The sequence below is a fragment of the Streptomyces sp. C10-9-1 genome (genome assembly GCF_024497955.1).
Taxonomy (GTDB): Bacteria; Actinomycetota; Actinomycetes; order Streptomycetales; family Streptomycetaceae; genus Streptomyces; species Streptomyces sanyensis.
The window spans coordinates 238,491-264,257 of record NZ_JANHKP010000002.1 but is presented as its reverse complement, the minus strand read 5'-3'; the positions used below and the strand labels follow the sequence as shown (position 1 = coordinate 264,257).

Genomic DNA, 25,767 nt, shown 5'->3' with positions numbered 1-25,767 from the left:
GATCGCCTCATGCGTGCAGCTTTCATCGAAGAACCGGGCCCCGCGGAGAACATCCGGTACGGCGACGTCGAGGCACCCCTGCCGGGGCCGACGGACGTCCTGGTCGAGGTCGAGGCCGTCTCGGCCAACCCGGTGGACACCTTCGTGCGCTCCGGCCTCTTCGCGACGCCGATGGAGTTCCCCTTCGTCGTCGGCCGCGACCTGGTCGGCACCGTCGTCACCGCCGGCGCCGGAGCACCCGGCTTCGCCCCGGGCGACCGGGTGTGGTGCAACAGCCTCGGACACGGGGGCCGGCAGGGCGCGGCGGCGGAGCAGGCGGTCGTGCCGGCGGACCGCCTCTACCACCTGCCGCCCGGGGTCGGGGCCGCTGACGCCGTCGCCGTGGTCCACCCGGCGGCCACCGCCCACCTCGCCCTCTTCACCCACGGGCGGCTGCGCGCCGGGGAGACCCTGCTGGTCGCGGGCGCCGGGGGCAACGTGGGCGGCGCGCTCGTGGTGATGGCGGCCGAGGCCGGGGCGCGGGTGGTCGCGACCGCCTCGGCGGCCGACGCCGACCACTGCAAGGCCCTGGGAGCGGAGACCGTCCTCGACTACCGGTCCCCCGACCTGCGCGAGCGGATCCGCCGGGCGTGCCCGCGGGGCGTCGACGTCCACGCGGACACCTCCGGCGCCAACGACCTGGCCACCGCCGTGGACGTCCTCGCCCCGCGCGGGCGGATCGTGCTGCTCGCCGGTGCGCGCTCCGAGCCGGTACTGCCCGCGGGCCCCCTCTACATGAAGGACGGGGCGGTGGTCGGCTTCGTCATCTCGCACGCCACCACGGCCGAACTCGCCGAGGCGGCGACGGCGATCAACCGCCTCCTGTCCGACGGGCGCCTGCGCCCGCGCGCCGTGGAGCTGGCCCCCCTCGCCGACGCGGCCCGCACCCACCGCCGCATCGAGGACGGCGAGCTCCACGGCCGCCGGGTGGTGCTGCTGCCGGGCCTTTCCGGCTGAGGCCGGGGAGCAGGGAGCGGGGCCCGCCGGGAAGGACTGTCCACAGGCTGTGGACAGCGGGCGCCCGGGCTGGTGCGGCGGTGGGCGGACCCGGCCTGCGGGGCCGCCGCGGCCGCCCCACCGGGGCTGACGCACCGTCACCCCCCTGGCCCGCCCCCGCGCGCCCCCGCGCCTCCCCCGTGGTCGGCTGGCCGTGTGACCGGTCCCGCCCCCCAGCCCGTGCTGCCCGAGCCCGCGCGCCGCCTCGCGGCCTGGTGCGCCCTCGCCCTGCTGGTGGCCGGGGTCGCGGGCGTCGGCGTCTGGCTGGTCGTCGTCTTCAAGACCGCCGTCACCCCCGTGCTGCTGGCCCTCCTCGGCACGGCCCTGCTGGAGCCCCTGTACCGGCGGCTGCGCCGGATGAAGGTGCAGCGCTCGCTCGCCGCCGCCCTGACCTGCGCCGGGGTCCTCGGGGTCGTCGGCGGCGCCGTCTACATCGTGGTGCACGCCCTGGTCGAGACCGGGGACCAGATCGTCGCCTCGCTCCGCAGGGCCGCCCTCGACCTCGCCGACCTCTTCGGCGCCGCGGGCACCTCGCTGGACGACATCGCCGCCAACGCCAGGGACCTGCTCGGCAGGTTCGGCCAGACCGCCGCCTCCGGCGTGATCTCCGGACTGAGCGTGGTCGGCGAGATGGCCGCCATCGCCGTGCTCGCGCTGCTGCTCGTCTTCTTCTTCCTGCGCGACTCCGACCGTGCCGTCGCCACCCTGCGCTCCCTGGCCCCCCGGTCGACCGGCGACGTGGCCGAGGCCATGGCCCGCCGCGCCTTCGGCGCCGTCTCCGGCTTCATGCGCGGCACCACCTTCATCGCCCTGATCGACGCCGTCTGCATCACCGTCGGCCTGCTGGTCCTGCGCGTGCCCGGGGCCGTCGGCCTGGGCGCGCTGGTGTTCGTGGGCGCGTACATCCCCTACCTGGGCGCCTTCATCTCCGGGGCGGTGGCCGTCCTCGTCGCCCTCGCCGACCGCGGCTTCGTGATCGCGCTCTGGGCGCTCGGCGTGGTGCTGGCGGTCCAGATGCTCGAAGGCCACGTCCTCCAGCCCATGATCCAGAGCCGCACGGTGCAGATGCACCCGGCGCTGGTCATGCTGGCCATCACCGCGGGCGCCAGCCTCGCGGGCATCCTCGGGATGCTGCTCGCCGTGCCGGTCACGGCCGCCGCCTTCGGCGTCCTGGGCGAGCTGCGGGACCGCTACGGCGGGGGCGCGGCCACCGCGACCGGTCCGGCCCCCGGCCCGGAGCCGCCCTCCGCGGCCGGCGGCTCGTAGAGCTCGAACCAGATCGACTTGCCCTCGCCCCGCGGCTCGACACCCCAGGCGTCGGACAGCATCTCCATCAGCACCAGCCCCCGTCCCGAGGACGCCAGCTCCCCCGGGCTGCGCCGGTGCGGCAGCTCGTCGCTGCCGTCCGTCACCTCCACCCGCACCCGGCGCACCGCCTCCTCGTGCACCACCTCGGCCGCCAGCAGCGCGGTGACGTCGGTGTGCACCAGGACGTTGGTCAGCATCTCGGAGACCATCAGCACCGCCGAGTCCACCTGCTCGGAGTCGGCCCAGTCGTGCAGCAGCTCCCGGACCTGGCGGCGGGCATGGGCGATGCGCTGCGGCTCCGCCTGCGCGACGACCATCGCGGTCCGGCGCGCGGGCCTCCGGTCCCCGCTGCTCTCCCGCCGCATCAGCACCACGGCGATGTCGTCCTCGCGGCGGTCGGCGAGCGGCCCCGTGGTGTGGTGGGAGGTGGGCCCGTGGACCGCCTGGACCAGGGCGTCCGCCAGATCCTCCAGGGCCGCCCCCCGGTGCCCCTCCAGCACGTCCCGCAGCCTGGCCCAGCCCGTGTCCAGGTCGTGCCCGCCGGTCTCCAGCAGCCCGTCGGTGCAGAGCAGCAGCGTCGCCCCCGGGTCCAGCGTCAGCCGGGTCGTCGGATAGTCGCTGTCCGGGTCGACACCCAGCGGGAGCCCGCCCTCCGTGGACCGCTGCAGCACCGTCCCGTCGGAGGTCACCACCACGGGCTCCGGGTGCCCCGCACGGGCGAGCTCCGCCACCCCGGTCGCCGGGTCGAACTCCAGGTAGAGGCAGGTCGCGAAGCGGGGGCCGCCCAGGAGGTCGCCGTCGTCGCTCGCCTCGGTGACGCCGTGCAGGAACCGCGAGGCCCGGGAGAGCACCGCGTCCGGACGGTGCCCCTCGGCCGCGTAGGCGCGCAGCGCGATCCGCAGCTGGCCCATCAGCCCCGCCGCCCGCACGTCGTGCCCCTGGACGTCGCCGATGACCAGGGCGATCCGCCCGTCCCTGCCGTCACCGCGCGCGCTGCCGCCCGGCAGCGGGATCATGTCGTACCAGTCGCCCCCGATCTGGAGGCCGCCGCCGGTCGGCACATAGCGCGCGGCGACCGCCAGCCCCGGGACGCCGGCACCCAGGTTCGGCATCATCGCCCGCTGGAGCCCCAGCGACAGCTCCCGCTCCGACTCGGCCGCCCCGGCCCTGCTCAGCGCGCCCGCGAGCATCCGCGCGACGGTGGTGAGCACCGCGCGCTCGTCGGGGGTGAAGGCGACCGGGTGGCGGAACGCCGCCATCCAGGCCCCGATGGTGCGCCCCGCCACCACCAGGGGCAGGAACGCCCAGGACTCGCGCCCGAAGCGCTGGGCGAGCGGCCAGGTGACGGGGAAGCGGTCGCGGTAGTCGTCGGGGCTCGGCAGGTAGATCGCCCGGCCGGTGCGCACCACCTCCGCCGCCGGGTAGTCCGTGTCCAGCGGCATGTCCGTGAAGGGCTCGTCGTCGCCGGTGCCGTGCCCGTGGTGGCCGATGATCGTCAGCCGGTCCGCCGCGGCCCCGAAGACCGCCAGTCCGTCCGGGGAGAACCCGGGCATCGACAGCGAGCCCGCCACCCGCAGCACCTCGGCGGTGGAGCGGGCCTCCGCCAGCGCCCTGCCCGCGTCCAGCAGGAAGGCCTCCCGGGAGCGCCGCCAGTCCCCGGTGACGGGTGCCTGCGCGGCGGAGGACGGCTGGTCGGTGACCTCCTGGAGGGTGCCGACCAGCCGCAGGGTGTCACCCTGTGTGATCGGCCTTCCGCGGGTCCGCAGGATGCGCCGCACCCGGCCCGAGCCGTCCACCACCCGCAGCCGCGCCTCGGCGACCGTGCCCTCGGCGAGGGCCAGGCTGGCGATGCCGTTGAGTTCGCTCCAGTCCACCGGGTGGAAGCACGAGCGCACGGCGGCCTCGGGGAACTCGCCGGTGCCCTCCGGGAGCCCCAGCAGCCTGGCCGCCTCGGCGTCGAGGGAGACCGCCCCCTTCGAGGCCTCCCAGCGCCAGACACCGGTCGCCACGGCGACCAGCACGTCCTCGGTGCGCATTGGCTCACTGTAGGCAGATGCGCGCGCCGATGACCTGCCGGGAGACATCCGCCCGGGGAGCGGGCGGCACGCGCACGGGCCCGCCGGACGGGCCGCGGCCCGTCTGATGCGTCCATGCCCATGAGGGCGGAGGGTCCCGGGCGGTAACCTTGCACAGATCGCCCACTCCCGAATCCCCAAGACTGGATGAACGACGATGCATCGGTACAGGTCCCACACCTGCGGCGAGCTCCGCGCCTCTGACGTCTCCACGGACGTCCGGCTGAGCGGCTGGCTGCACAATCGCCGAGACCTGGGCGGCATCCTCTTCATCGATCTGCGCGACCACTACGGCATCACGCAGCTCGTCGCCCGTCCCGGCACCCCCGCCTACGAGGCGCTCGACAAGCTGACCAAGGAGTCGGTCGTCCGCGTCGACGGCACGGTCGTCTCCCGCGGCACGGAGAACGTCAACGCCGAGCTGCCGACCGGCGAGGTCGAGGTCGAGGTCGGCTCCGTCGAGGTGCTGGGCGCGGCGCAGCAGCTCCCGTTCCAGATCAACACCGACGACGGTGTCGGCGAGGAGCGCCGCCTGGAGTACCGCTTCCTGGACCTGCGCCGCGAGCGCATGCACCGCAACATCATGCTGCGCACCGCGGTCATCTCCGCGATCCGGCACAAGATGACGGCCCTCGGCTTCAACGAGATGGCCACGCCGATCCTCACGGCGACCTCCCCCGAGGGCGCCCGCGACTTCGTGGTGCCCTCCCGCCTGAACCCGGGGAAGTTCTACGCGCTGCCCCAGGCTCCGCAGCAGTTCAAGCAGCTGTTCATGATCTCGGGCTTCGACCGCTACTTCCAGATCGCGCCGTGCTTCCGCGACGAGGACGCCCGCGCCGACCGCTCGCCGGGCGAGTTCTACCAGCTCGACGTGGAGATGAGCTTCGCCGAGCAGGAGGACGTCTTCCAGCCGATCGAGAAGCTCATGACCGAGCTGTTCGAGGAGTTCGGCGGCGGCCGCCACGTCACCTCCCCGTTCCCGCGGATCCCGTTCCGCGAGGCGATGCTGAAGTACGGCAACGACAAGCCCGACCTGCGCGCGCAGCTGGAACTCGTCGACATCACCGACGTCTTCGAGGGCTCGGAGTTCAAGGCCTTCGCGGGCAAGCACGTCCGCGCCCTGCCGGTCCCGGCGGTCCAGGACCAGCCGCGGAAGTTCTTCGACGGCCTCGGCGACTACGCGGTGGAGCAGGGCGCCAAGGGCCTGGCCTGGGTCCGGGTCGGCGAGGACGGCACGCTGAGCGGCCCCATCGCCAAGTTCCTGACCGAGGAGAACGTCAAGGTCCTCACCGAGCGCCTCGGCCTGGCCGCGGGCCACGCCGTGTTCTTCGGCGCGGGCGGGTTCGACGAGGTCTCCAGGATCATGGGCGCGGTCCGGGTGGAGGCCGCCAGGCGCTCCGGCCACTTCGAGGAGGGCGTCTTCCGGTTCTGCTGGATCGTCGACTTCCCGATGTACGAGAAGGACGAGGACACCGGGAAGATCGACTTCTCGCACAACCCGTTCTCGATGCCCCAGGGCGGCCTGGAGGCGCTGGAGACGCAGGACCCGCTGGACGTCCTCGGCTGGCAGTACGACATCGTCTGCAACGGTGTCGAGCTGTCCTCGGGTGCCATCCGGAACCACGAGCCCGAGATCATGTTCAAGGCCTTCGAGATCGCGGGCTACGACAAGGAGACCGTGGAGCGCGAGTTCGCGGGCATGCTGCGCGCCTTCCAGTACGGCGCCCCGCCGCACGGCGGCATCGCCCCGGGCGTGGACCGCATCGTGATGCTCCTCGCGGACGAGCCCAACATCCGCGAGACCATCGCCTTCCCGCTCAACGGCAACGCCCAGGACCTGATGATGGGCGCCCCCACGGAGCTGGAGGAGACCCGCCTGCGCGAGCTGAACATCGCCCTGCGCAAGCCGGTCGCCAAGCCGGCCGAGTAGACCCGCGCCCCTCCCCGGCCGGGCCGGGGGGACCCACTCTCCGGAAGGGCCCCGGAGCCGCCGAGGCGGCTCCGGGGCCCTTCCGCGTGGGCGCTCAGCCGCGGAGGGGGAGGGGGAGTCCGTGCGCGGTCACGGGCCGGGGCCGCCCGGGGTGCAGGGCGGGCAGGTGCCGGGGGACGGGCCGCGGAAGGCGTGGTCGCAGGAGTCGCAGTTCTGCAGGGGGTGCCGGACGGCCTCCGGCGGGGCCGGGGCGCGGAACGGTGGCAGGGGCGGGAGCTTCGCGGTGAGGCGGTGCGCCAGCAGGGCGGCGGGGCGGTGCAGGGGTTCCCCGGGCAGGTCCGCCGCCAGGGCGCGGCCCACCTCGGCCGGGGTCAACTCGCGCTCCAGCCAGGCGGCGACGCCCGGGGCGAGGTGCGCCGCGTCCGCGGCGGACAGCAGCAGCCGGGGGTCCTGCCGCCGGAGCCCCGCCAGTACCTCCGCCGCGTCGGCGAGCAGCGCGGGCGAGGTGTACGCGGGCCGGGGCACGGGCGGGAGGGACCGGGCACCGGGCCGCCCCCGCTCCGGGCGCGGGCGGCGGACGGCCGCGGGCGGCCCCGCCGCGGTGCTGCTCGCGGCCACCGTGCCCGGACCGCCACGGGCCCGGCCCGGCTGGTTGCAGGAGACGGTCCGGGTCACGATCCGGCCGCCCCCGGTGCGCTCGCGGCTGCGGCGGAGATAGCCGTGGGCCTCCAGCTCCCGGAGGGCGGCGGCGATCCGCGCGGTGCCCTCGGGAAAGCGCGCCGCCAGGGTCCGGATGCTGACGCAGGCGCCGCCGGGGAGCGACTGGATGTGCACGGCCAGGCCGATGGCCAGCAGCGACAGCTCGGTGTGCTGCGCCAGGTGGTTGCCGATCACCGTGAAGCGGGTGGTGTGGCGGGAGTTGTCGTGGACGACTCCGCCGGTCCGGGCAGCCGTCCCGGCGCGCCGGGGACGGTGGTTGTTCCCGTCGTTGCGGGACGTGGCGCGAGGGTGCGCGCTAGGGTTCTCGGTATCCATCAGGAAGGGTGTTTCCTCGGTGGTCAGGCCCTCGCCTTGGGATTGCAGTCCCGGCGGGGGCCGTCGTATGTCCGCAGTCGGTGTGCTTGTCGCGCTGAGCGTATGGCAGGCAACCCGTCCCGAATCCAGCTCAGTTGCCGATGTTCACCCGCGCGGGTGAGTAGTCGGTCCGGGAGGGAGGGGTGGGGTCGGGTGCGGTTCCTTTCCCTCCCGTCGTTCCTTGGTCAGAGGTGCCGCCCCACCGGAGCCCGCGTTCCCGGGCTCCGGTGGCGGGCCCCGCCTCCCCCGACGGCCGTTGCGGCAGGTCGAGTTCGGCCCATACGGTCTTGCGGGGAACCGGTCCCTGCTCCACGCCCCAGCGGTCCGCGAACGCGGCGACGAGGAGCAGCCCCCGTCCGGACTCCGCCTCGGGTGCGGCGGGCCCCGGCCGCGGAAGCTCCCCGCCCCGGGTGTCGGTCACCTCCAGGCGCAGCCGCTCGCCGCTCACATGGACGGCGAGGCGGACGTTCCGGCCGCCGGCCCTGCCGTGGGTGGCGGCGTTCGCGCAGAGTTCGGCGGTGATCTGCACGGCCGCCTCGGCGACACCGTCCGGCAGCTCCCGGGACCGCAGCCACGCGGCAAGGAGCAGCCGGCCGAGGCGCGCTCCGCGCCGGGTCGGGGACAGCAGGACGGAGAAGCGGTCCGAAGGGCCGCCGGTCGCGCGGCGGCAGGGGTGGATCCGGCCGCAATATCCGCCCATGTCGGCGAGCGCGGCGACGTGCTCGCGCAGCCGCCGTCGTACGGCGTCGGCGGCCGCGCCGGTCGGCCGCCCGTTGGACAGGTCGAGGGCCAGCCGCACATCGGGGGCCAGATCACGGGAGTCGAGTGGAGCTGGGAGCGTGGCAGGAGCTCGGCCGGGCATCGCGGGAGAGCAAGGCCGCTCGTCTTGAGGCACGTTGTCGTCGTCGAGGTGCATGGTGTCGATCACCGTCTTCCGTCCGCTGGCATCGAGTCTTCGGTGTGGCGTTGAGTCAACGACCAAGCACGGGTGGTGAGGAGGTGCCAGGCTGTAGGCCAGTCGTAGGCCCGCGTGGGCCAGCCCGGAGGACCCGCACGTCCCCGGCACCGGACGGAGAGGGGCGGGGGTGCCCGAGCGCCCGCACATCAGCGAACTGATCCGCCAGGCGTGCGCAGCACGCGGCTGGGGGCCGACCAAACTCGCCCGCGAGTTGGGGATCATCGAAGGCCGGGGCCCGAACGGCGTCGACCGGCAGTCCGCCCGGCGGTGGATGACCGGCGAACGCGAGCCGACGTACTGGCTGCCGCACTTCGTGCAGCTGCTCGACCTCGACCTGAGCGCGGTACCGGCCCCGGAAGTTGCGGGGCCTACGGCCCCGGGCGCGGATACCGTGGCGTCAGTAATGGAGTTGGGAAGGAGCGACGTGCTTCGGCGGAACTTCCTCGCGGCCTCCAGCGCCTACGCGCTCGCCGCCCTCGGACTTCCGGACCCTGAGGGCATACAGCGCAGGATCGACCAGGCCGGCGGCCTGAGAGTGGGTGACGGCGAGGTCGCGGCCGTACGGGCGATGACCAAGGCCCTCGGCGACACTGCGGCGGAACTCGGCGGCGGACACGCGCGGCACCTGGTTGCGCGCTACCTCACCGAGGACGTCGAACGCTGGCTGAACGGCACCTACAGCGAGAAGACCGGCCGGGCCCTGTACGCGGCGACGTCGCAGCTCGTGCACCTCGCCGGATGGATGGCCCAGGACGAGGGCAACGACGGCCTCGCCCAGCAGTACTACGGCCACGCGTACGCGCTCGCCGCCGAGGCCGGCGACCCCGAGCTGGCCGCCACCGCCCTCCGCGGCATGGCGATGCAGGCGATCGACCTGGGCCCGAAGGTCAGCGCGGTCGCCCTGCGGCTGTCCGAGCGGTGCGTCGAGGAGGCGAAGACGCCCGACGACCCGAGGGCCGTGTCGTACTACCAGACCACCTTGGCGGACGCGGCCGCCCTGGACGGCGACAGGCGGCTCGCCACCCGGTCCCTGACCGCCGCGCAGACCGCGATCGAGAAGAACCCCGGGCACCCGCCCGGCGAGTCCTGGGCGTCGCATTTCAGCATCGGCCGGTGGGCCCACCACTCCGGGATGATCCTCGCCCGCCTCGGCGACCTGGACGCCGCGACCGAGCACCTGCACCAGGCCCTCGATATCCACGGCCTCGACCGGCGCCGCAGCCGGGCGATCGTCCTCGCCGACCTCGGGAAGGTCGGCCTGCAACGCGGCGACCTCGACTCCGCCCTCTCGACGTGGACCGAGTTCCTGGACTGCGCGGAAGGCATCAGGTCGGTGAAGATCAGCGGTGCCGTGGGCGACATGAGCACGCGCCTGCATCGCTACCGCCACGTCGCGGAGGCCGCAGCCCTGGTCGAGCGGGCGAAACCGCTGCTGCCCAGGCAGACACCCACGGCCGGGACCGGACGACGATCACCGGCATGACTCCAGGCCACTCGCCGCCGTGCCACCGGGGCCCCACGGGCCTTGCATGCCGGACTCCATGGGATGCTGCCTGACCCGCGATTCCATGGAGCGGCCGTAGCTGACGACCGATGCCGACGGACCGTCAGGAGCGTGCGGGACTGTCGGGACGCATCGAGGTCCCGACGTTCCCGGACGGCTCGTCGGCGGTTCCGGCGGTCGGGAGGTCGGGCAGTCGGGCAGTCGGGAGGTCGGGCGGTCGGGCGGTCGGGCCGTGAATGGCCTCCGGCAGCTTCGTATCCTGGAGTTGCGCTATGGCATCATCCGGGCTCAGGCCCTCACGCCCCGTGAGTCGAACACCTTCATCGAGCATCTGCTGGGGGAGACATGACGCGAAACGCCTCGGCCGAAGGTCCCGGCGGCCTGGTGTGGTTCACGAGCAGCTACAGCAGCAGCAATGAGGGCGACTCCTGTGTCGAGGTCGCCGACGGGCGCGGCGCGGTGCACGTCCGGGACTCCAAGGACGTCGACGGCCCCCGGCTTGCACTGACGCGCAGTGCGTGGGCGGGATTCGTGGCGTACGCGGCGTCGCGCTGAGGCGCCCCAGGCGAGGGGCACCCACCGTGCCCGGTGGTGACACCGCGTGCGGTTCGGGTCGGCATATGCCATCGGGGCGGGCCTCGTGGCGTCAACGGCCTTTGCCCGTACGACGGAAGCGGCCGACATGGCCGACAATCGACCGCTCTCCCGAGTGGTGCGGAGCTGCGAAACGCCGGGGGCCTGCCACTCTGGAAGCACATGCCGTCCGGAGACGGTTCCCGAGTCCGAAAGGCCGCCCGCCGCAATGCCTCTGCGTACCCGAACCCTTCCGGCCGCCGCCCTGCTGTGCGCCGGAGCCCTGCTCACCGGTTGCGGAGCGGGTACCGACGCACAGGCGCCACCGGCGGTGACGGACGCCAAGCCCGGCGACGCCCCGGGGCGTCCCGAGGCCCAGACCGTCCCGGTGGCGGACATCCCCGGCCTCGGGCCCCGGACCATGGCGGAGATCCCCGCGGACAGCCGCCAGGTGCTCGTCGTGACGGGCGAGGGCCGCGACTCCTCCGCCTCCGCCGTGGCGCTCCACGTCAGAGACCCGGAGAAGGGCTGGCAGCGCACCGCCGGTCCGTGGACCGCGCACAACGCCCTCAGGGGCTGGACCGAGGAGCACCGCGAAGGCGACCTGCGGTCGCCGATCGGCGTCTTCGGCCTCACCGGCGCGGGCGGTCTGCTGCCCGACCCCGGCACCGCGCTCCCCTACGACCAGGGGCCCGAGTTCACGATCAGCGGCCGCGGCTTCGAGGGGGAGCCGCTCGACGGCTCCTTCGACTACGTGGTGGCCGTCGACTACAACCGGGAGCCCGGCACCAGCCCGCTCGACCGGGCCCGGCCCATGGGCGGGGAACGCGGCGGCGGCATCTGGATCCACGTCGACCACGGCGGCCCGACGCAGGGGTGCGTGTCGCTGTCCCTGGAGCACATGCGGGAGCTGCTGCGCGCCCTCGACCCCGGGCTGCACCCGGTCGTCGTGATGGGCGACGCCCGCACCCTGCGCCGCTGAGCGGTGCCCCGGGGCCGTGCCGGACGGCCCCGCACGGCACGCCGCCCCGGAACGCGGAACGCCGCCCGGACGGGACCGGGCGGCGTCGCGGGGACCGGGCCGGGGGCCCGGTCGCGTTCAGTCCTTCTTCGGCTCCTCCAGGCGCGGGAAGAGCACCGCGCCCTTGGTCACCGCGGAGCCGGCCGGCAGCAGGCCCCAGGTGCCCGCCTCCTGGACCCGCTGGTCCGCGAGGGCCCCCAGCGCGGCCTCGGCCCCGAGGGACTCCCACAGCCTGCGGGAGGTCTCCGGCATCACCGGGTGCAGCAGGACGGCCACGGCGCGCAGCGACTCCGCCGCCGTGTAGAGGATCGTCGCCAGGCGCGCCCGGCCCTCCTCCGAGGTGTCCTTGGCGACCTTCCACGGCTCCTGCTCCGTGATGTAGCCGTTGACCTGCTTCACGAAGTCGAAGACCGCCAGGATGCCGCCCTGGAAGTCCAGCTCGTCGCCGATCCTGCGGTCGGCCTCGGCCACCGCCCTGGCCAGGCCCTCGTGCACCGCCTTCTCGGCGTCCCCGTCGGCCGTCGCGGCCGGGAGCGCACCGTCGAAGTACTTGCCGACCATCGCCGCGACGCGCGAGGCGAGGTTGCCGTAGTCGTTGGCCAGCTCGGAGGTGTAGCGGGCGCTGAAGTCCTCCCACGAGAACGAGCCGTCGCTGCCGAAGGCGATCGCCCGCAGGAAGTACCAGCGGTAGGCGTCCACCCCGAAGTGCGAGGTCAGGTCCTGCGGCTTGATGCCGGTCAGGTTGGACTTGGACATCTTCTCGCCGCCGACCATCAGCCAGCCGTTGGCGGCGACCCTGCCGGGCACCGGCAGGCCCTGGGCCAGCAGCATGGCGGGCCAGATCACCGCGTGGAAGCGCAGGATGTCCTTGCCGACCAGGTGCACGTCGGCGGGGAAGGTCCCCTCGAACTTCGCCGGGTTCTCGTTGTAGCCGACGGCCGTGGCGTAGTTCAGCAGGGCGTCGACCCACACGTAGATCACGTGCTTGTCGTCCCACGGGACCGGGACGCCCCAGTCGAAGGTGGAGCGGGAGATCGACAGGTCCTGGAGACCCTGCTTGACGAAGTTCACGACCTCGTTGCGCGCGGACTCGGGCTGGATGAAGCCGGGGTTCGCCGCGTAGAAGTCCAGCAGCTTGGGGCCGTACTCAGAGAGCTTGAAGAAGTAGTTCTCCTCCTTGAGGATCTCCACCGGGCGCTTGTGGACGGCGCACAGCCTGCTGCCGTCCTCGGCCTCGACGAGCTCCCCGGGGATCTTGTACTCCTCGCAGCCCACGCAGTACGGGCCCTCGTACCCGCCCTTGTAGATCTCGCCCTTGTCGTACAGGTCCTGCACGAACTCCTGCACACGGTCCGTGTGCCGCTTCTCCGTGGTGCGGATGAAGTCGTCGTTCGCGATCTCCAGGTGCTCCCAGAGGGGCTTCCATGCCTCGGTGACCAGCTTGTCGCACCACTCCTGCGGTGAGACGCCGTTCGCCTCGGCCGTGCGCATGATCTTCTGACCGTGCTCGTCCGTGCCGGTGAGGTACCACACCTTCTCGCCGCGCTGGCGGTGCCAGCGGGAGAGCACGTCGCCTGCGACGGTCGTATAGGCGTGGCCCAGGTGAGGAGCGTCGTTGACGTAGTAGATGGGGGTCGTGACGTAGTACGCCTTCGCCCCCTGCTTCTCGGATCCAGTGGCCGCCATGGTCGAAATCCTATCGGCCCCGCGGGGCGGCCTTCACACGCGTTTCGCCCGGTGGACACGCGCGCGCCCCCGCCTTCCGGCCGGTCGGCCGGGGGCGGGGGCGGGGGCGCGGTGCGGTCGCCCTGTGCCGGAGCGGATCAGGCGGTACGGGCGGCGAGCCAGGGGCCGAAGCCCGCCAGCAGGCCCGTGTACAGCTCGGCGTCGGTCAGCTCGCGCGGGGACGGGCCGGCGGTGAGGAGGCCGGCGTTGTCGGCGCTGAGCCTGCGGAGGTAGTCGAAGGCCTTCGCACCGGGCTCGCCCCAGGCGACGAACTGCCAGAAGACGGGCAGGTCGGCAGTGGCGGACAGGGCGGCCGTGGCCGCCGTCTTCGACTCCGGGGCGCCGTCGGTCTGGAAGATCACGAAGGCGGGGAGGTCCGTGCCCGCCGCCTGGTGCAGCGCGAGGACCCGCTCCATCGCCAGGTGGTAGTTGGTCCGGCCCATCCGGCCGAGACCGGCGTGCAGCTCGTCCACCCGGCCCTCGTGGGAGTCCAGGGTGAGCTCGCCGGTGCCGTCGACCTCGGTGGAGAAGAAGACGACGTCGACGGTGGCCCGCTCGTCGAGGTGGGCGGCGAGGGCGAGGGCCTGCTCGCCGAGGGCCTGGGCGCTGCCGTCCTTGAAGTAGGGGCGCATCGAGCCGGAGCGGTCGAGCACCAGGTAGACCCGCGCCCGGGCGCCGATGAGCTGCGCCTTCCCGAGCGCGCTGCCCGCGGTCTTGTACGCGTCGACGAGCAGGGGCGCGCGCGACCTGACCCGCGCCGACGGGACGGCCGGCTTCCCGGCAGCGGCGGGGGTCTCGTCGGCCGGGGCATCGGCGGATGCATCGGCAGGCGCCGGGGCCGGGGCATCGGCGGCGGCCGGGACCTCGGGCTCGGGAGCGGCCTCCGCCGCGGGCTCCTCGGCCACGGGAGACGCCTCGGGCTCCACGGCCGGGGTCGGAGCGTCGGCGGGGGCAGCGCCTTCGGCCTCGGGAGCGGCCTCGGGCTCGGGCTCGGGAGCGGCCTCCGGGGCGGGCTCCTCGGCAGCCGCCGGGGCGGACGCCTCGGGCTCGGGAGCACCCTCGGGCTCGACGGCCGGGGGCGCCTCGGCCTGGGCAGGAACGGCCGGAGACTCCTCCACGAGGGTGGCGGCCGCATCGGTCGCACCCCCGGCCGGGGCGTCGGCGTCGGCGTCGGGCGAGGTGTCGGCCTCGGGCGCCGGGGCGGGCGCCTCAGTCCCGGAAGCGGCCTCCGCCACGGGCTCCTCGGCCACGGGAGACGCCTCGGGCTCCGGCTCCACGGCGGGTGCCGGGGCGGCCTCGGAGGCAGGGACCTCGGGTGCGGGCTCGGGAGCGGCCTCCGCGGCGGGCTCCTCGGCAGCAGGGCCGTCGGCAGCGGACGGCTCCGCAGCGCCCTCAGCCGGAGCCTCGGCCTCGGACCGGGGCTCCGCCACCGGAGCATCCGCCTCCGGGGCCTCCTCCGGGGCCGGGGCTCCGGCCTCCGGGGTGCCCTCGGCCTCGGGAGCCGACTCCACCACGGACTCCACCGCGGACTCGGGCCCGGCCTCGGGAGCCGACTCCACCGCGGGCTCCTCGGCAGGCGCCGCGGCCTGGACAGCCGAGGACGCGGCCTCGGGCTCCGCGACGGCGGACCCCTCGGCCTGGGCCGGGACGGCCGGGGCCGCCTCCGCCTGGGCCGGGACGGCCGGGGACTCCTCGACGGCCGGGGATGTGCCCGCGTCGGCCGGGCGGTCGGCGTCCGTACCGGTGTCGGTGTCGGTGTCGGCCGGGGCGGACGCCTCCGGCCCGGGGGCCGCCTCCGACTGCCGCGCCTCCGCCGCCTCCGCGGTCTCCTGCGCCGGGACCGTGGACGCCGCCTGGCGCGTCGCCTTGTCGAAGGCGGCCGACACCAGGTCGTCCGCCCGGTCCACCGGGGCCTGGGAGGGCACCGCGGGCGCGGCCGCGGCCGGGTCGCTCGTGGCGTCCCCGCTCCGTGCCGACTCCTCCGTGGCCGGTTCCTTACGTTCGGTCTGCGCCGGAACGGTGGCCGCCGCCCCCACCTCCCGGCCGTCCCGGTCGCGTCCGAACACCTTGCGCAGCAAGCTCCGAATACCCATGGGCGGGGCCTTTCGCATGAGTTGGGTGCGGGTGACTGTCCGCTCCTCCAGACGTGCCGCCCAAGCCGTGGGCCTGGGCTGACACGTAAGGTTAGCGGCCCTCCGCAAGCCTCCCCGGGAGGGCACCCGCGCGGGCCCGGCCGCACGTCGCGGACGCGGAGCGGCGGCGGACGCCGCGCGCGGACCGTCCGCCGCCCCCCGGCCCGGCCGCATCGCATTCACGCCCTGTTCATGCCATGTCTCCCGAGGGGCAGGCGGGCCGCCCTAGCCTCACGGCCGGAACCATCCGGGAACACGGCGGCGCTTCGCGCGCCGGAGGAGGACGAAGTGCGCAGACTGCTGCCCCTGCTGACCAAGGCGCCGCACGCCGGCGGACGCTCCGCGCTGACGTGCCGCTACCGCTGCGGTGACGCCTGCTTCCACGAGGTTCCCAACACCAGCGACAACGAGTACGTCGGCGACGTCATCGCCGGTGCGCTCTCCCGCCGCTCGATGATGCGCGCCGCCGCGGTCGTCACCGTCACGGCGGCGGCGGGTGCCACCGCGCTCGTGCCCGGTGCGCCCAGCGCCGAGGCCCACACGGTGGGCGGCCACCCCGGCCACCCCGGCCACCGGCCCGGGAGGCCCTCCGACGGCGCCCGCGGCCTGCGCTTCCGGCCCGTCGCCCCCAACCGGGACGACAAGGTCACCGTGCCCGAGGGCTACGCGCAGCATGTGGTGATCCGGTGGGGCGAGCCGATCCTGCGCGGCGCCCCCTCCTTCGACCCCGACCGCCAGAGCGCACGGGCCCAGGCCGGGCAGTTCGGCTACAACAACGACTTCCTCAGCCTGCTGCCGCTCCGCGGCGAGCGCGGCCGCCAGCTGCTCGTGGCCAACCACGAGTACACGGACGAGTTCCTGATGTTCAAGGGCTACGACCCCGAGAACCCCACGCGCGAGCAGGTCGAGATCGCCTGGGCCGCGCACGGGCTCTCCGTGGTCGCCGTCCAGGAGGAGCACCGCTCCGGGCGGCTCACCCCCGTCACCCGCCACCCGCTCAACCGCCGCCTGACCGCGACCAGCCGCTTCGAGCTGACCGGCCCCGCCGCGGGCAGCGCCCTGCTGCGCACCTCCGCCGACCCGGCCGGGCGCACGGTGCTGGGCACCCTCAACAACTGCGCCGGCGGCACCACCCCGTGGGGCACCACGCTGCACGGCGAGGAGAACTTCAACCAGTACTTCGCGAACGGCTCCGGCCCCACCGACAAGCGCTACGGCATCGGCAGCGGCGCCACCGAGCGCAAGTGGGAGCGGTTCGACGACCGCTTCGACGCGGCCAAGGAGCCCAACGAGTCGCACCGCTTCGGCTGGGTCGTGGAACTCGACCCGCACGACCCGGACTTCACCCCGGCCAAGCGCACCGCCCTCGGCCGCTTCAAGCACGAGGCCGCGCAGCCGCGGCTGACCTCCGACGGCCGCCCCGTCGTCTACATGGGCGACGACGAGCGCTTCGACTACCTCTACAAGTTCGTCTCCTCGAAGCGGATGAAGAAGGGCGGGAGCCGCGCCGCCCGCGAGCACAACCGCACCCTGCTGGACCACGGCACCCTGTACGTCGCGAAGCTCACGGGCGACAGCCCCGCGGCGGAGGTCGACGGCACCGGCAAGCTGCCGAACGACGGCGAGTTCGACGGCTCCGGCGTCTGGATCCCGCTCGCCACCGGCGAGGTCTCGCACGTGCCCGGCATGACCGCCGAGGAGGTGTACGTCTTCACCCGCCTCGCCGGCGACAAGGTGGGCGCCACCAAGATGGACCGCCCCGAGGACGTGGAGCCCAGCCCGCGCTCGGGCCGCGTCTACGTCGCCCTCACCAACAACTCCAACCGGGGCAAGTCCGGCTACCCGGGCGCCGACGAGGCGAACCCGCGCAACCTCAACAAGCACGGCCACGTGCTGGAGCTCGCCGAGCACTGGGACGACCCGTCCTCCGACGGCTTCGCCTGGCGGCTGTTCCTGGTGGCGGGCGACCCGAAGGACCCGGCCACCTACTTCGCCGGGTTCCCGAAGGACCGGGTCAGCCCGATCTCCTGCCCCGACAACGTGGCCTTCGACCCGCACGGCAACCTGTGGATCTCGACCGACGGCAATGCGCTCGGCACCCACGACGGCCTGTACGGCGTCGCCACCCACGGTTCGCGGCGCGGTGAACTGAAGCAGTTCCTCACCGTCCCGACCGGCGCCGAGACCTGCGGCCCGGTGATCCAGGACCGCCGCGTCCTGGTCGCCGTCCAGCACCCGGGCGAGGTCGACGGGGCGACCGTCGAGAAGCCCGCGAGCACCTGGCCGGACGGGCCCGGCCGGATCGTCCGCCCGTCGGTCGTCGCCGTCTACCGCAAGGACGGCCGCGACATCGGCGTCTGAGCCGCCCCCCCGGGGGGCGGGCGCCCGCGCCCGTCCCCCGGGGGAATGCCGGCCGCGACGCCCCCGGCGCGGTCTCACTCCGGGCCGCGCACCCCCAGCCGCTCCCGCCAGGCGGTGAACTGGGCGGCGGGCTCGCCGGTGTACGCCCACGGCAGGTGCGCCACCCGGTTCCCCAGCAGCACGAACAGCCCCCGGGCCTCCAGCTCCAGGCCCGCGTGGCAGGCCGCGTGGGCCAGGTAGTTCAGCTCGGCCACCTCGTGGGGCGGAAGCGGGCCGTCCTCCCGGCGCAGGATCCACCGCTCCCACGTCCGCCGGATCTCGGTGACCGCCAGTTCGTGCTTCCAGTGCTGGTCGAAACCGCGGACCACCCGCCCCCGGGCCGACTCGGAGACGTAGCGGTACTCCTCCGCCCGGGCGATCTGCACCAGCACCGGCAGCGGCGACCCGGGCGGCGAGGCCCCCGCGACGTCCCGCGCGACGTCGTACATCCGGCCGTGGGTGCCGTGCCAGCGCGCCGCGTGGTAGCGCAGCAGCTGGATGTGGCCCTCGACGTTGTGGGCGTCGCGCCGGCGCAGCTCGTCCCACCAGCGGCGCAGTTCGCGCCGCGGCACGCCGTCCTCGTACAGCCGCGCCACCGTCAGCAGCGACACCCAGGGCATGGGGTCGGCCGGGTGGCTCCCGGCGGCCTCCAGACAGGTGCGGACCACGGCGTCCAGCCGGTCGCGGCCCACCTGCGAGCGGTCCACCACCGCGCGCCCCGCCTCGCCCCGCGCAGGCTGCGCGTCCCCGGCCCGGCGCCCGGAGGCCACGGCCCGGTGGAACACGCCCACCACCTCCGTCGCCGCCCGCAGCACCGCCGCGTCGGGGCTGTCCGGTTCGGCCGCCTGCCACATCCGGGTGGCCGAGGAGCCCGCGGCGGCGTGCGCGAGGACCCGTATCCGGTGGGTGCGCCGGGCCCAGTCGCCGCTGCTTCCGCCGAGCAGGTCGCGCACGCCCTGCCAGCGCCCGATAACGATGTCGTCCAGCGCGTCCGACAGCGCCCGGTCACCGAACGCCGGGTCGAAGTCCGGGACGAACCGGCGGCGCTGCCCGCGGGGCAGGCGCCGGGACAGCGGGATCCGGACGGGGCGGGGAACCCGGTGGGAACGCGGTGGCCGGGCCATGACGGCCTCCCTTCGGTGGGGGACTCGGGGCGGTCGGAAGTCGGTGGCGAGCGCCTCGCCGGAGCGGTGGCGGCCCTCGCGTCCGCCCTCGTGCGGGTGCGGGACGGCGAGCGGGGCCGCCAGCCGGGCGGGCCGGTGGCGGGGCGGCCGGGGCCGCGAGGCCCACCGTGGCGGTGAGCACGGCGGCGGTCGCGGCGATCGGGTACGCGGGGGCGCTGCCCGCGACGGCCACGACCACGGTGCCGGACGTCCGCAGGACGCCCGGCCGTAGTCCTCGACCCGTGCTGCTGCGCATGGAGATCTCCGAATGCCCTTGTGCCGCGCGGAAGGTGCGGGCGTGTCGGAAACGGACGAGCACCCGCGTGCGGAAGAGACGCTTCCGTCGATGGGAGACGGTGCGCATGGTAGTCGGACGCGTGCGCTGTGGTGAGAGGGCGGGTGCTCCCGGAGTGCGGGCGGGGCGCGCACGCCCCCGCGCCGGGCGCCGGGAGTCGTAGAGTCGGGGACATGGCTGCTGCTGAGGCGACGGAGACCGGGACCGTACGGGTCGACGTGTGGATCTGGTCGGTACGGCTGATCAAGACCAGGTCCCTGGCGTCCGCCGCGTGCAAGGCCGGGCATGTGCGGATCAACGGCGACCGGGTCAAGCCCTCACAGCCGGTGCGCTCCGGCGACACGGTGCGGGTCTTCCACGAGGGCCGCGAGCGGCTGGTCGTGGTCCGCCGGATCCTCCGCAAACGGGTCGGGGCCCCCGTCGCGGTCGAGGCCTACGAGGACCACAGCCCGCCGCCCCCGCCGAGGGAGTTCACCGCTCCGGCAGTGGTCCGCGACCGCGGCGCGGGACGGCCCACCAAGCGCGACCGGCGCGAACTGGAGCGGCTCTTCGGCGGGCGCCCCAAAAGCTGAGGAGCCGGGGCGGCCGGTCAGGGCGAGGCGTTCGGCGAGGCGACGGCCCGGGCCGCACGGACCTCCTGGCGCAGCGGCTCCAGCACCCCCTGCTCGTCGCCGGGCAGCTCCGCGCGGACCTCCACCAGCTCCGTGCTGGAGCGCACCCCCTCCGCCAGCTCGTACAGCTGCCGCTCCACCTCGGCCACCTCCTCCGGCCGGGGCGCCGGCGCCCCGTGGTCGACCCGCACCCGGGCCGCGGTGGTGGCGTCCACGACCCGCTCCACGGCCACGACCAGGGGCCACCAGGCCGCCGCCCGCTCCCCGGCCGGGGGCGGCTCGGTGAGCGCGCGCTGGAACTCCGAGCGCACCGCGGACAGGTCCCGGTAGAGGCGCCGGCGCCGCCTCACCCGCTCGGCGTGCGCGACCCCGCCGAAGGAGCCGGCCACGTAGCGGGCCGTCTCCTCGACCGCGTCCGCCACCCGGTCGCCGACGCGGGTGTGCCAGCTCTCGGGCCACAGCAGGTACCCGGCGACCAGGACGATCGCGCAGCCGGTCAGGCTGTCCACCAGCCGCGGCAGGACCAGGTGGAGCCCCTGGTGGTTGAGGACGTCCGACAGGAGCAGGATCACCGGCGTCACCGCCGCCGTCTGGAAGGCGTACCCCTTGGCGGAGAACACCGGGATCAGCGCGGCCAGGGCCATCATCACGGGCACGTCGGCCCAGCCGCGCGGCACCGACGCCAGCAGCGGCGCCGCGACCAGCAGCCCCGCCGCCGTCCCGAGCGCCCGCAGCACCGCCCGGGAGAACACCGAGCCGAAGTCGGGCTTCAGCACGAAGGTCACCGTCAGGGCCACCCAGTAGGAGCGCTCCACCGGCACCAGGGAGGCGAAGGACTGCGCGACGCCGATGCACAGCGCCAGGCGCAGCCCGTAGCGCCAGGACTCCCGGGACAGCAGCGCCGCCCGGGCCGCCCGCCGGGCCCGCACCCCGAGTTCGGCGGGCACCCCGAGGCGGTCCTCGGCGAGGACGTCCGCGTCCGGGCTGCGCACCACGGCCGCGGCGTGCCGGAGCGCGTTCTCCACCGCGCGGTCGGCAGGGCCCTCGGGCGGTGGCAGGTCCGGCGGACTCGCCGCACCGCCGCGGCCCGAGGCGACGGCGTCCGCCAGGTCCCGCACGGCCGCCGCGACCTCCGGACTGCGCGAGGACCGGCCGTGGCGGTGGGCCGCCGGGGCCGACTCCACCAGCGGGATCAGGGCGTTGAGCTGGGCCAGCAGCCGCACCATGGGGCCGACGCGGCCGTGCTCGCGCGCGCGCCGGGCGAGGATCAGGTCGTAGGAGGCGTCCAGGGCGCGGGTCACCTCGTGGCGGCGGGCGTCGTACGCGGCGGTGTCCGGCGTCCCCGCGACCGCGAAGAGCTCCGCCACGCTCCCGTAGGCGGCCGCCACCGCCGACCGCTCCGCCGCCCTGCGGCGCAGCGGCCACCCGAGCAGCGTGAGGACCAGGACGAACAGCCCGCCCAGGCAGAGCAGCACCGGGGCCTTCCACCACGGCTGCGGCATCGGCAGACCGGCGCCCACCACGGCGTTCAGCAGGAGCAGCAGCCCGGACACCGAAGCCACCGAGCCGATGCTGGAGATCATCCCGGAGACCAGCGCGACCGCCGTGAGCACGCCCACGGCGACCCAGCCCTCCCCGTAGACCAGGGTGCCCAGGGTCACGCCGACCGCGCCGAGCAGCTGGGGGACGGCGATGTTCAGCAGGCGCATCCGGTAGGCGTCGGCGGTGTCCCCGATGACCCCCGACAGCGCGCCCATCGAGGCCAGCGCCCCGTAGGCGGGCAGCCCGGCCGCGATCCCCGCGGCCAGCGGTGCGGCGAGCGCGACGGCGGCACGCGCGGCGGCGGCCCAGGGGACCGGCGCCGGCTGGGGGCGCAGTCCGCGCACCAGCCAGGCCGGCGGGGAGGGGAGGCGGGGAGGGCGGGGGCCGCTCCTCCCGGGAGCGGGGGTCCCGGCGGCGGGGCCGTCGCCGCTGCGGTCCGGCTCGCGATCGTTCATGGTGCCCCCATGATCCCCCGGGGCCCGCGGGGGACCGGCGCCGCCCGGGCCCGGTCAGCCGCGGTAGTTCTCCACCTCGTCGGCGGGCTGCACCTGCGCGGTGTCGGGATCGCCGCCGTACTCGGACTTGGCACGGCGCCTGCGCAGCAGGTCCCAGTACTGGTCGAGCCGGATCTCCAGCTCCCGCAGGCGCTCCCGCTGCCCTGCGTCGAGCCCGCCCTGCTCCAGCGCGAGGCCCCGCAGGGCGCGCTCCTCCTCCACCAGCGAGCCGATGTCGTCGATGATCTCCTCGTCGTCCATGGGACGGCCCTTCCTCCTCGGGTCCGGGCCGCCGACGGGGCGGTGGACGGCCCGGCTGCGGTGGCTCACACGGCGAAGACCGTCTTCCCGCGGGCGCCGCCCGCACGGTTCTGGGCGAGGGCACCGGGCGCCTTCTCCAGCGGCAGCTCGGCGTCCAGGGGTGTCCGGAGCCCGCCCTCGGCCGCCGCGGCCGCGAGCGCCTCCAGCAGCCGCACCGAGGGGTGCAGCCGGAACGCGACCCCCTCCACGGGGGCGGTCAGGGCGGCCGGGTCGGCGCCCGGCCGCGCGGCGACGGCCAGCCCGCCCGCACGGGCGAAGGCCGCGTGCCGGGCGAAGCCGACCGGGTCGCCCGAGACCAGGTCGGCCACCGCGTCGACCCCCTCGGGGCATGCGGCGCGCACGGCACCGGCCGGGTCCCCGGCCGTGGCGTCCACGGACCCGGCCGCCCCGAGCAGGGTCATCCGGCGCCGCTCGTCACCGCGGACCAGGGCCACGACCCGGATGCCGCGGGCGGCGGCGAGCTGGGTCAGGCAACTGCCGACCCCGCCCGCCGCGCCCACCACCAGCAGGCTCTGCCCGCGGCGCAGCCCGGTGACGGCGAGCAGCTGGGCCGCGGCGGTCCCGGCGGTCGGCAGCGCCGCGGCGGTCCGCGGGTCGAGCCCCGCGGGCACCAGGGCGACCGGCCCGTCCTGGTGGACGACCGTGTACTCGGCGTAGCTGCCCGCGCAGCCGTCCGGGCGCAGCGCCAGCCCGAACACCGCGTCACCCACGCGGAAGCGGTTGTCGCCCGGGCCGACCACGTCCACCCGGCCCGCGAAGTCCGTGCCGAGCACCCGCGGGAAGGCCGTCGCCGGTCCCGGGCCGTCGGCGGCCTGCCAGTCCGCGGGGTTGAGCGCCGCGTACTCGACCTTGACGACCACCTCGCCCTCGCCGGGCTCGGGCTTGGGCAGCTGGGCCAGCTCCGGCTCCGCGCCGGAGCGGCCGACCGTGACCGCACGCATCCTCGTGGCCTCCCGACTCGGTGCCCCCGGTCTCTCGCCCCTCACTCTCACCCGGTGGGCCCGTCCGCGCACGTCGTGGCCGTACGGGTCCGGACCCGTACGGACTTGCCGCCGGGCCCGGGCGGGTGTGCCCTGTTAGGGAGGGCGCGCGGGGAGGCGCCGGGGCGAGAGGGAAGGAGTCTGCGCCATGGCCACACAAGCAGCGATGCCCCCCGGGCGGCACCGCCGGACCGCGCCGGACGGCGGGCAGCACCACAGCCCGCTCGGCTTCGCGCTCCCCGCGGTGATCGCGGTGACGGCCGGGCTCTGGGCGGCCTCCATCCTGCGGTTCCAGGACGGCGGCATCGCCAACGGCGCGCAGTGGCTCGTCGGGATCATCTGCGCGCTCGTGCTCGGGATGCTCGGCTTCGCCCTGGGCCGCTGGGGGCACGCGCTCCCCCGTGAACTGCGGGCCCTTGCCTACGGGGGCCTGTTCGGGGCGACGGTCGGGTTCCTGACCAGCCTGGCCGGGGGAAGCGTGCTCCGCGCCTCCGGTATCGGCCTCGCCTGCGGGGTGGGGCTGACCGTGGTCATGTTCTACAGCTTCTACGTGCGGGAGTAGGGGGCGGGCCAGGTGCGGGAGCGGCGGCCCCGGCGCGGGGCGCGCCGCCGGCCGCGCGGCAGCGGCCCGACCCGGCGCGGTCACCGCGGGAGGCGGTGGCCGCGCGGCGGCGTGTCCGGACCGCGGGACCCGGCCGGTCCGGGCGGGCCCGGGGCCGGGGACCGATGAGTTTCCGCGACCGGGCCGGTCCCCTCTCCACGCAAGCGGAGGAACCAAGGGACGGACGATGAGTACGAACCTCGCGATCGAGACGACCGCACTGGTCAAGGTCTTCGGCGACAACCGGGCCGTGGACGGCGTCGACCTCAGGGTGCCCGCCGGCACCGTCTACGGCCTGCTCGGTCCCAACGGCGCGGGCAAGACCACCACGGTCCGGATGCTCGCCACCCTGCTGCGCCCCGACGGGGGCGAGGCCCGCGTCTTCGGCCACGACGTGCTCCGGGAGGCCGACGCGGTCCGCAGCCGGGTCAGCCTCACCGGGCAGTACGCCTCCGTCGACGAGGACCTGACCGGCACGGAGAACCTGGTGCTCCTCGCCCGGCTGCTCGGCCACTCCAAGCCCTCCGCCCGCGACCGGGCCGCCCAGCTGCTGGAGGCCTTCGGCCTGAGCCGGTCGGCGGGCAAGCAGGTCAAGGCGTACTCCGGGGGGATGCGGCGGCGCATCGACATCGCCGCGTCCATCCTCAACACGCCCGATCTGCTCTTCCTGGACGAGCCGACCACCGGCCTCGACCCGCGCAGCCGCAACCAGGTCTGGGACATCGTGCGCGCGGTGGTCGCCCAGGGCACCACCGTGCTGCTGACCACCCAGTACCTGGACGAGGCGGACCACCTCGCCTCCCGCATCGCCGTCATCGACCACGGGCGGGTGATCGCCGAGGGCACCAAGGGCGAGCTCAAGGCGTCCGTCGGCTCCGGCACCGTCCATCTGCGGCTGCGGGACCCGGCCCGGCGGCAGGAGGCCGAGCGGGTCCTGGCCGCCGCGCTCGGCGCCGAGGTCCTGCTCGACGCGGACCCGGTCGCCCTCACGGCCCGGGTGGACGGCGGCGACCGCGGCGCCTCCGAGCAGGCCGCCCGCGCCCTCGCCGAGCTGGCCCGCAGCGGCATCACCGTCGACAACTTCGCGCTGGGCCAGCCCAGCCTGGACGAGGTCTTCCTCGCCCTGACCGACCGGAAGGGGGGCGCGGCATGACGACCACGACCACCACCCAGGAGACCGAGCTCGAACGGGAGGCCCCGCGGGCGGAGGAACTGGCCGCGCTGCTGCTCTCCGCCGAGCGCCCCGCGCGCCCGTCCGCCCTGACGACGTCCCTCACCTTCGGGTGGCGCGCGATGCTCAAGATCAAGCACGTGCCGGAGCAGATGTTCGACGTGACGGCGTTCCCGATCATGATGGTGCTGATGTACACGTACCTCTTCGGAGGCGCGATCGCCGGCTCGGTCTCGGCGTACGTGCAGTTCCTGCTGCCCGGCATCCTCACCATGAGCGTCGTCATGATCACGATGTACACCGGCGTCGCGGTCAACACCGACATCGTCAAGGGGGTCTTCGACCGCTTCCGCAGCCTGCCCATCTGGCGGCCGTCGCCGATGGTCGGCTACCTCCTCGGCGACGTGGTGCGCTACCTCATCGCCTCCGCGGTCATGCTGGGCGTCGGCCTGCTGATCGGCTACCGCCCCGCCGGAGGGGTCGCGGGCGTGCTGCTCGGGGTGGCCCTGCTGATGGTCTTCGCGTTCTCGTTCTCGTGGATCTGGACGATGTTCGGGCTGCTGCTGCGCACCGAGAAGTCGGTGATGGGCGTCAGCATGATGGTGATCTTCCCGCTGACCTTCCTGAGCAACGTCTTCGTCGACCCTCGGACGATGCCCGGATGGCTCCAGGCGTTCGTGAACAACAGCCCGGTCACCCATGTGGCCGCGGCCGTCCGCGAGTTGATGGCGGGCGGGTGGCCGGCCGCGGACATCGCCTGGTCGCTCGGCTGGTCCGCCCTGCTGGTGGCCGTCTTCGGTCCCGTCACCATGCGGCTGTACAACCGCAGGTGAGCGCGTGCGCGCCGGTCCGGG

At 74.9% G+C, this 25,767-nt stretch carries 19 protein-coding genes and 2 pseudogenes; 12 read left to right on the top strand and 9 right to left on the bottom strand.

The features are described 5' to 3' along the window. Positions 1–9: 9 nt before the first annotated feature. Positions 10–996 carry an NADPH:quinone reductase gene (locus tag NPS70_RS03705; RefSeq protein ID WP_256522492.1) on the top strand — a complete coding sequence of 329 codons (987 nt, stop codon included), beginning with the start codon at positions 10–12 and terminating at the stop codon, positions 994–996. 195 nt (positions 997–1,191) lie between these two features. Then, the gene (locus NPS70_RS03700) at positions 1,192–2,301 is read left to right on the top strand and encodes an AI-2E family transporter (protein WP_256522491.1); all 1,110 of its coding nucleotides are present in this window, start codon (positions 1,192–1,194) and stop codon (positions 2,299–2,301) included. On the opposite strand, the gene NPS70_RS03695 is transcribed toward NPS70_RS03700, so the two are convergent. Next, positions 2,226–4,379: a SpoIIE family protein phosphatase gene (locus NPS70_RS03695; RefSeq protein WP_256522490.1), complete on the bottom strand. Its 2,154-nt coding sequence runs from the start codon at positions 4,377–4,379 to the stop codon at positions 2,226–2,228. The two genes, NPS70_RS03700 and NPS70_RS03695, sit on opposite strands and share 76 nt — an antisense overlap. A 196-nt stretch (positions 4,380–4,575) precedes the next feature. Here NPS70_RS03695 and aspS point away from each other — a divergent pair, with 196 nt between their 5' ends. Further along, complete coding sequence (gene aspS / locus NPS70_RS03690; RefSeq protein ID WP_256522489.1) at positions 4,576–6,348, top strand: aspartate--tRNA ligase; 1,773 nt, start codon at positions 4,576–4,578, stop codon at positions 6,346–6,348. A 129-nt stretch (positions 6,349–6,477) separates the two neighbouring features. Here aspS and NPS70_RS03685 read toward each other — a convergent pair whose 3' ends face one another. Next, entirely contained in the window at positions 6,478–7,383 is a 906-nt protein-coding gene (locus tag NPS70_RS03685) for a helix-turn-helix domain-containing protein (RefSeq protein WP_256522488.1), read from the bottom strand. Between the two features lie 301 nt (positions 7,384–7,684). Further along, positions 7,685–8,122 (bottom strand): annotated as a pseudogene (locus NPS70_RS03680) (ATP-binding protein); the annotation flags it as partial. A gap of 385 nt (positions 8,123–8,507) precedes the next feature. Between NPS70_RS03680 and NPS70_RS03675 the strand changes: the two are divergent. The 4 genes and pseudogenes from NPS70_RS03675 (at position 8,508) to NPS70_RS03660 (ending at position 11,439) form a co-directional block, all read left to right on the top strand. Further along, positions 8,508–9,863 (top strand): tetratricopeptide repeat protein, encoded by a 1,356-nt coding sequence (locus tag NPS70_RS03675; RefSeq protein ID WP_256522487.1) that lies wholly within the window; start codon positions 8,508–8,510, stop codon positions 9,861–9,863. Between the two features lie 110 nt (positions 9,864–9,973). Next, a pseudogene (locus NPS70_RS03670) lies at positions 9,974–10,233 on the top strand (hypothetical protein); the annotation flags it as partial. Further along, positions 10,230–10,439 (top strand): DUF397 domain-containing protein, encoded by a 210-nt coding sequence (locus tag NPS70_RS03665; RefSeq protein ID WP_256522486.1) that lies wholly within the window; start codon positions 10,230–10,232, stop codon positions 10,437–10,439. The pseudogene NPS70_RS03670 and the gene NPS70_RS03665, both read left to right, overlap by 4 nt. 247 nt (positions 10,440–10,686) lie before the next feature. Next, entirely contained in the window at positions 10,687–11,439 is a 753-nt protein-coding gene (locus NPS70_RS03660; RefSeq protein WP_256522485.1) for a L,D-transpeptidase family protein, read from the top strand. 117 nt (positions 11,440–11,556) lie between these two features. On the opposite strand, the gene metG is transcribed toward NPS70_RS03660, so the two are convergent. Next, positions 11,557–13,164: a methionine--tRNA ligase gene (gene metG, locus NPS70_RS03655; protein WP_256522484.1), complete on the bottom strand. Its 1,608-nt coding sequence runs from the start codon at positions 13,162–13,164 to the stop codon at positions 11,557–11,559. A gap of 137 nt (positions 13,165–13,301) precedes the next feature. Next, positions 13,302–15,296 (bottom strand): VWA domain-containing protein, encoded by a 1,995-nt coding sequence (locus NPS70_RS28470; protein ID WP_305885392.1) that lies wholly within the window; start codon positions 15,294–15,296, stop codon positions 13,302–13,304. Between the two features lie 327 nt (positions 15,297–15,623). On the opposite strand from NPS70_RS28470, the gene NPS70_RS03645 reads away from it, so the two are divergent. Next, complete coding sequence (locus NPS70_RS03645) at positions 15,624–17,696, top strand: PhoX family phosphatase (protein WP_256522483.1); 2,073 nt, start codon at positions 15,624–15,626, stop codon at positions 17,694–17,696. A gap of 74 nt (positions 17,697–17,770) precedes the next feature. Here NPS70_RS03645 and NPS70_RS03640 read toward each other — a convergent pair whose 3' ends face one another. After that, the gene (locus NPS70_RS03640; RefSeq protein WP_256522690.1) at positions 17,771–18,796 is read right to left on the bottom strand and encodes a hypothetical protein; all 1,026 of its coding nucleotides are present in this window, start codon (positions 18,794–18,796) and stop codon (positions 17,771–17,773) included. Positions 18,797–19,366: 570 nt separating this feature from the next. On the opposite strand from NPS70_RS03640, the gene NPS70_RS03630 reads away from it, so the two are divergent. Beyond that, a complete protein-coding gene (locus NPS70_RS03630; RefSeq protein ID WP_256522482.1) occupies positions 19,367–19,765 on the top strand; it encodes an RNA-binding S4 domain-containing protein in 399 nt (132 codons plus the stop codon). A 17-nt stretch (positions 19,766–19,782) separates the two neighbouring features. On the opposite strand, the gene NPS70_RS03625 is transcribed toward NPS70_RS03630, so the two are convergent. The 3 genes from NPS70_RS03625 to NPS70_RS03615 form a co-directional block, all read right to left on the bottom strand. Beyond that, on the bottom strand, positions 19,783–21,801 hold the full coding sequence (locus NPS70_RS03625; RefSeq protein ID WP_256522481.1) for an FUSC family protein: 2,019 nt from the start codon (positions 21,799–21,801) through the stop codon (positions 19,783–19,785). Positions 21,802–21,855: 54 nt separating this feature from the next. Then, positions 21,856–22,101, bottom strand: coding sequence for a DUF2630 family protein (locus NPS70_RS03620; RefSeq protein WP_256522480.1), 246 nt, complete (start codon positions 22,099–22,101; stop codon positions 21,856–21,858). A 65-nt stretch (positions 22,102–22,166) separates the two neighbouring features. Further along, complete coding sequence (locus tag NPS70_RS03615; RefSeq protein ID WP_256522479.1) at positions 22,167–23,102, bottom strand: NADP-dependent oxidoreductase; 936 nt, start codon at positions 23,100–23,102, stop codon at positions 22,167–22,169. A gap of 187 nt (positions 23,103–23,289) precedes the next feature. On the opposite strand from NPS70_RS03615, the gene NPS70_RS03610 reads away from it, so the two are divergent. From NPS70_RS03610 to NPS70_RS03600, 3 genes are all read left to right on the top strand, one after another. Beyond that, the gene (locus NPS70_RS03610) at positions 23,290–23,703 is read left to right on the top strand and encodes a hypothetical protein (protein WP_256522477.1); all 414 of its coding nucleotides are present in this window, start codon (positions 23,290–23,292) and stop codon (positions 23,701–23,703) included. A 226-nt stretch (positions 23,704–23,929) separates the two neighbouring features. Next, on the top strand, positions 23,930–24,895 hold the full coding sequence (locus NPS70_RS03605) for an ATP-binding cassette domain-containing protein (RefSeq protein WP_256522476.1): 966 nt from the start codon (positions 23,930–23,932) through the stop codon (positions 24,893–24,895). Further along, positions 24,892–25,746 carry an ABC transporter permease gene (locus tag NPS70_RS03600; protein WP_256522474.1) on the top strand — a complete coding sequence of 285 codons (855 nt, stop codon included), beginning with the start codon at positions 24,892–24,894 and terminating at the stop codon, positions 25,744–25,746. The genes NPS70_RS03605 and NPS70_RS03600 overlap by 4 nt, the downstream gene beginning before the upstream one ends. Positions 25,747–25,767: the final 21 nt, after the last annotated feature.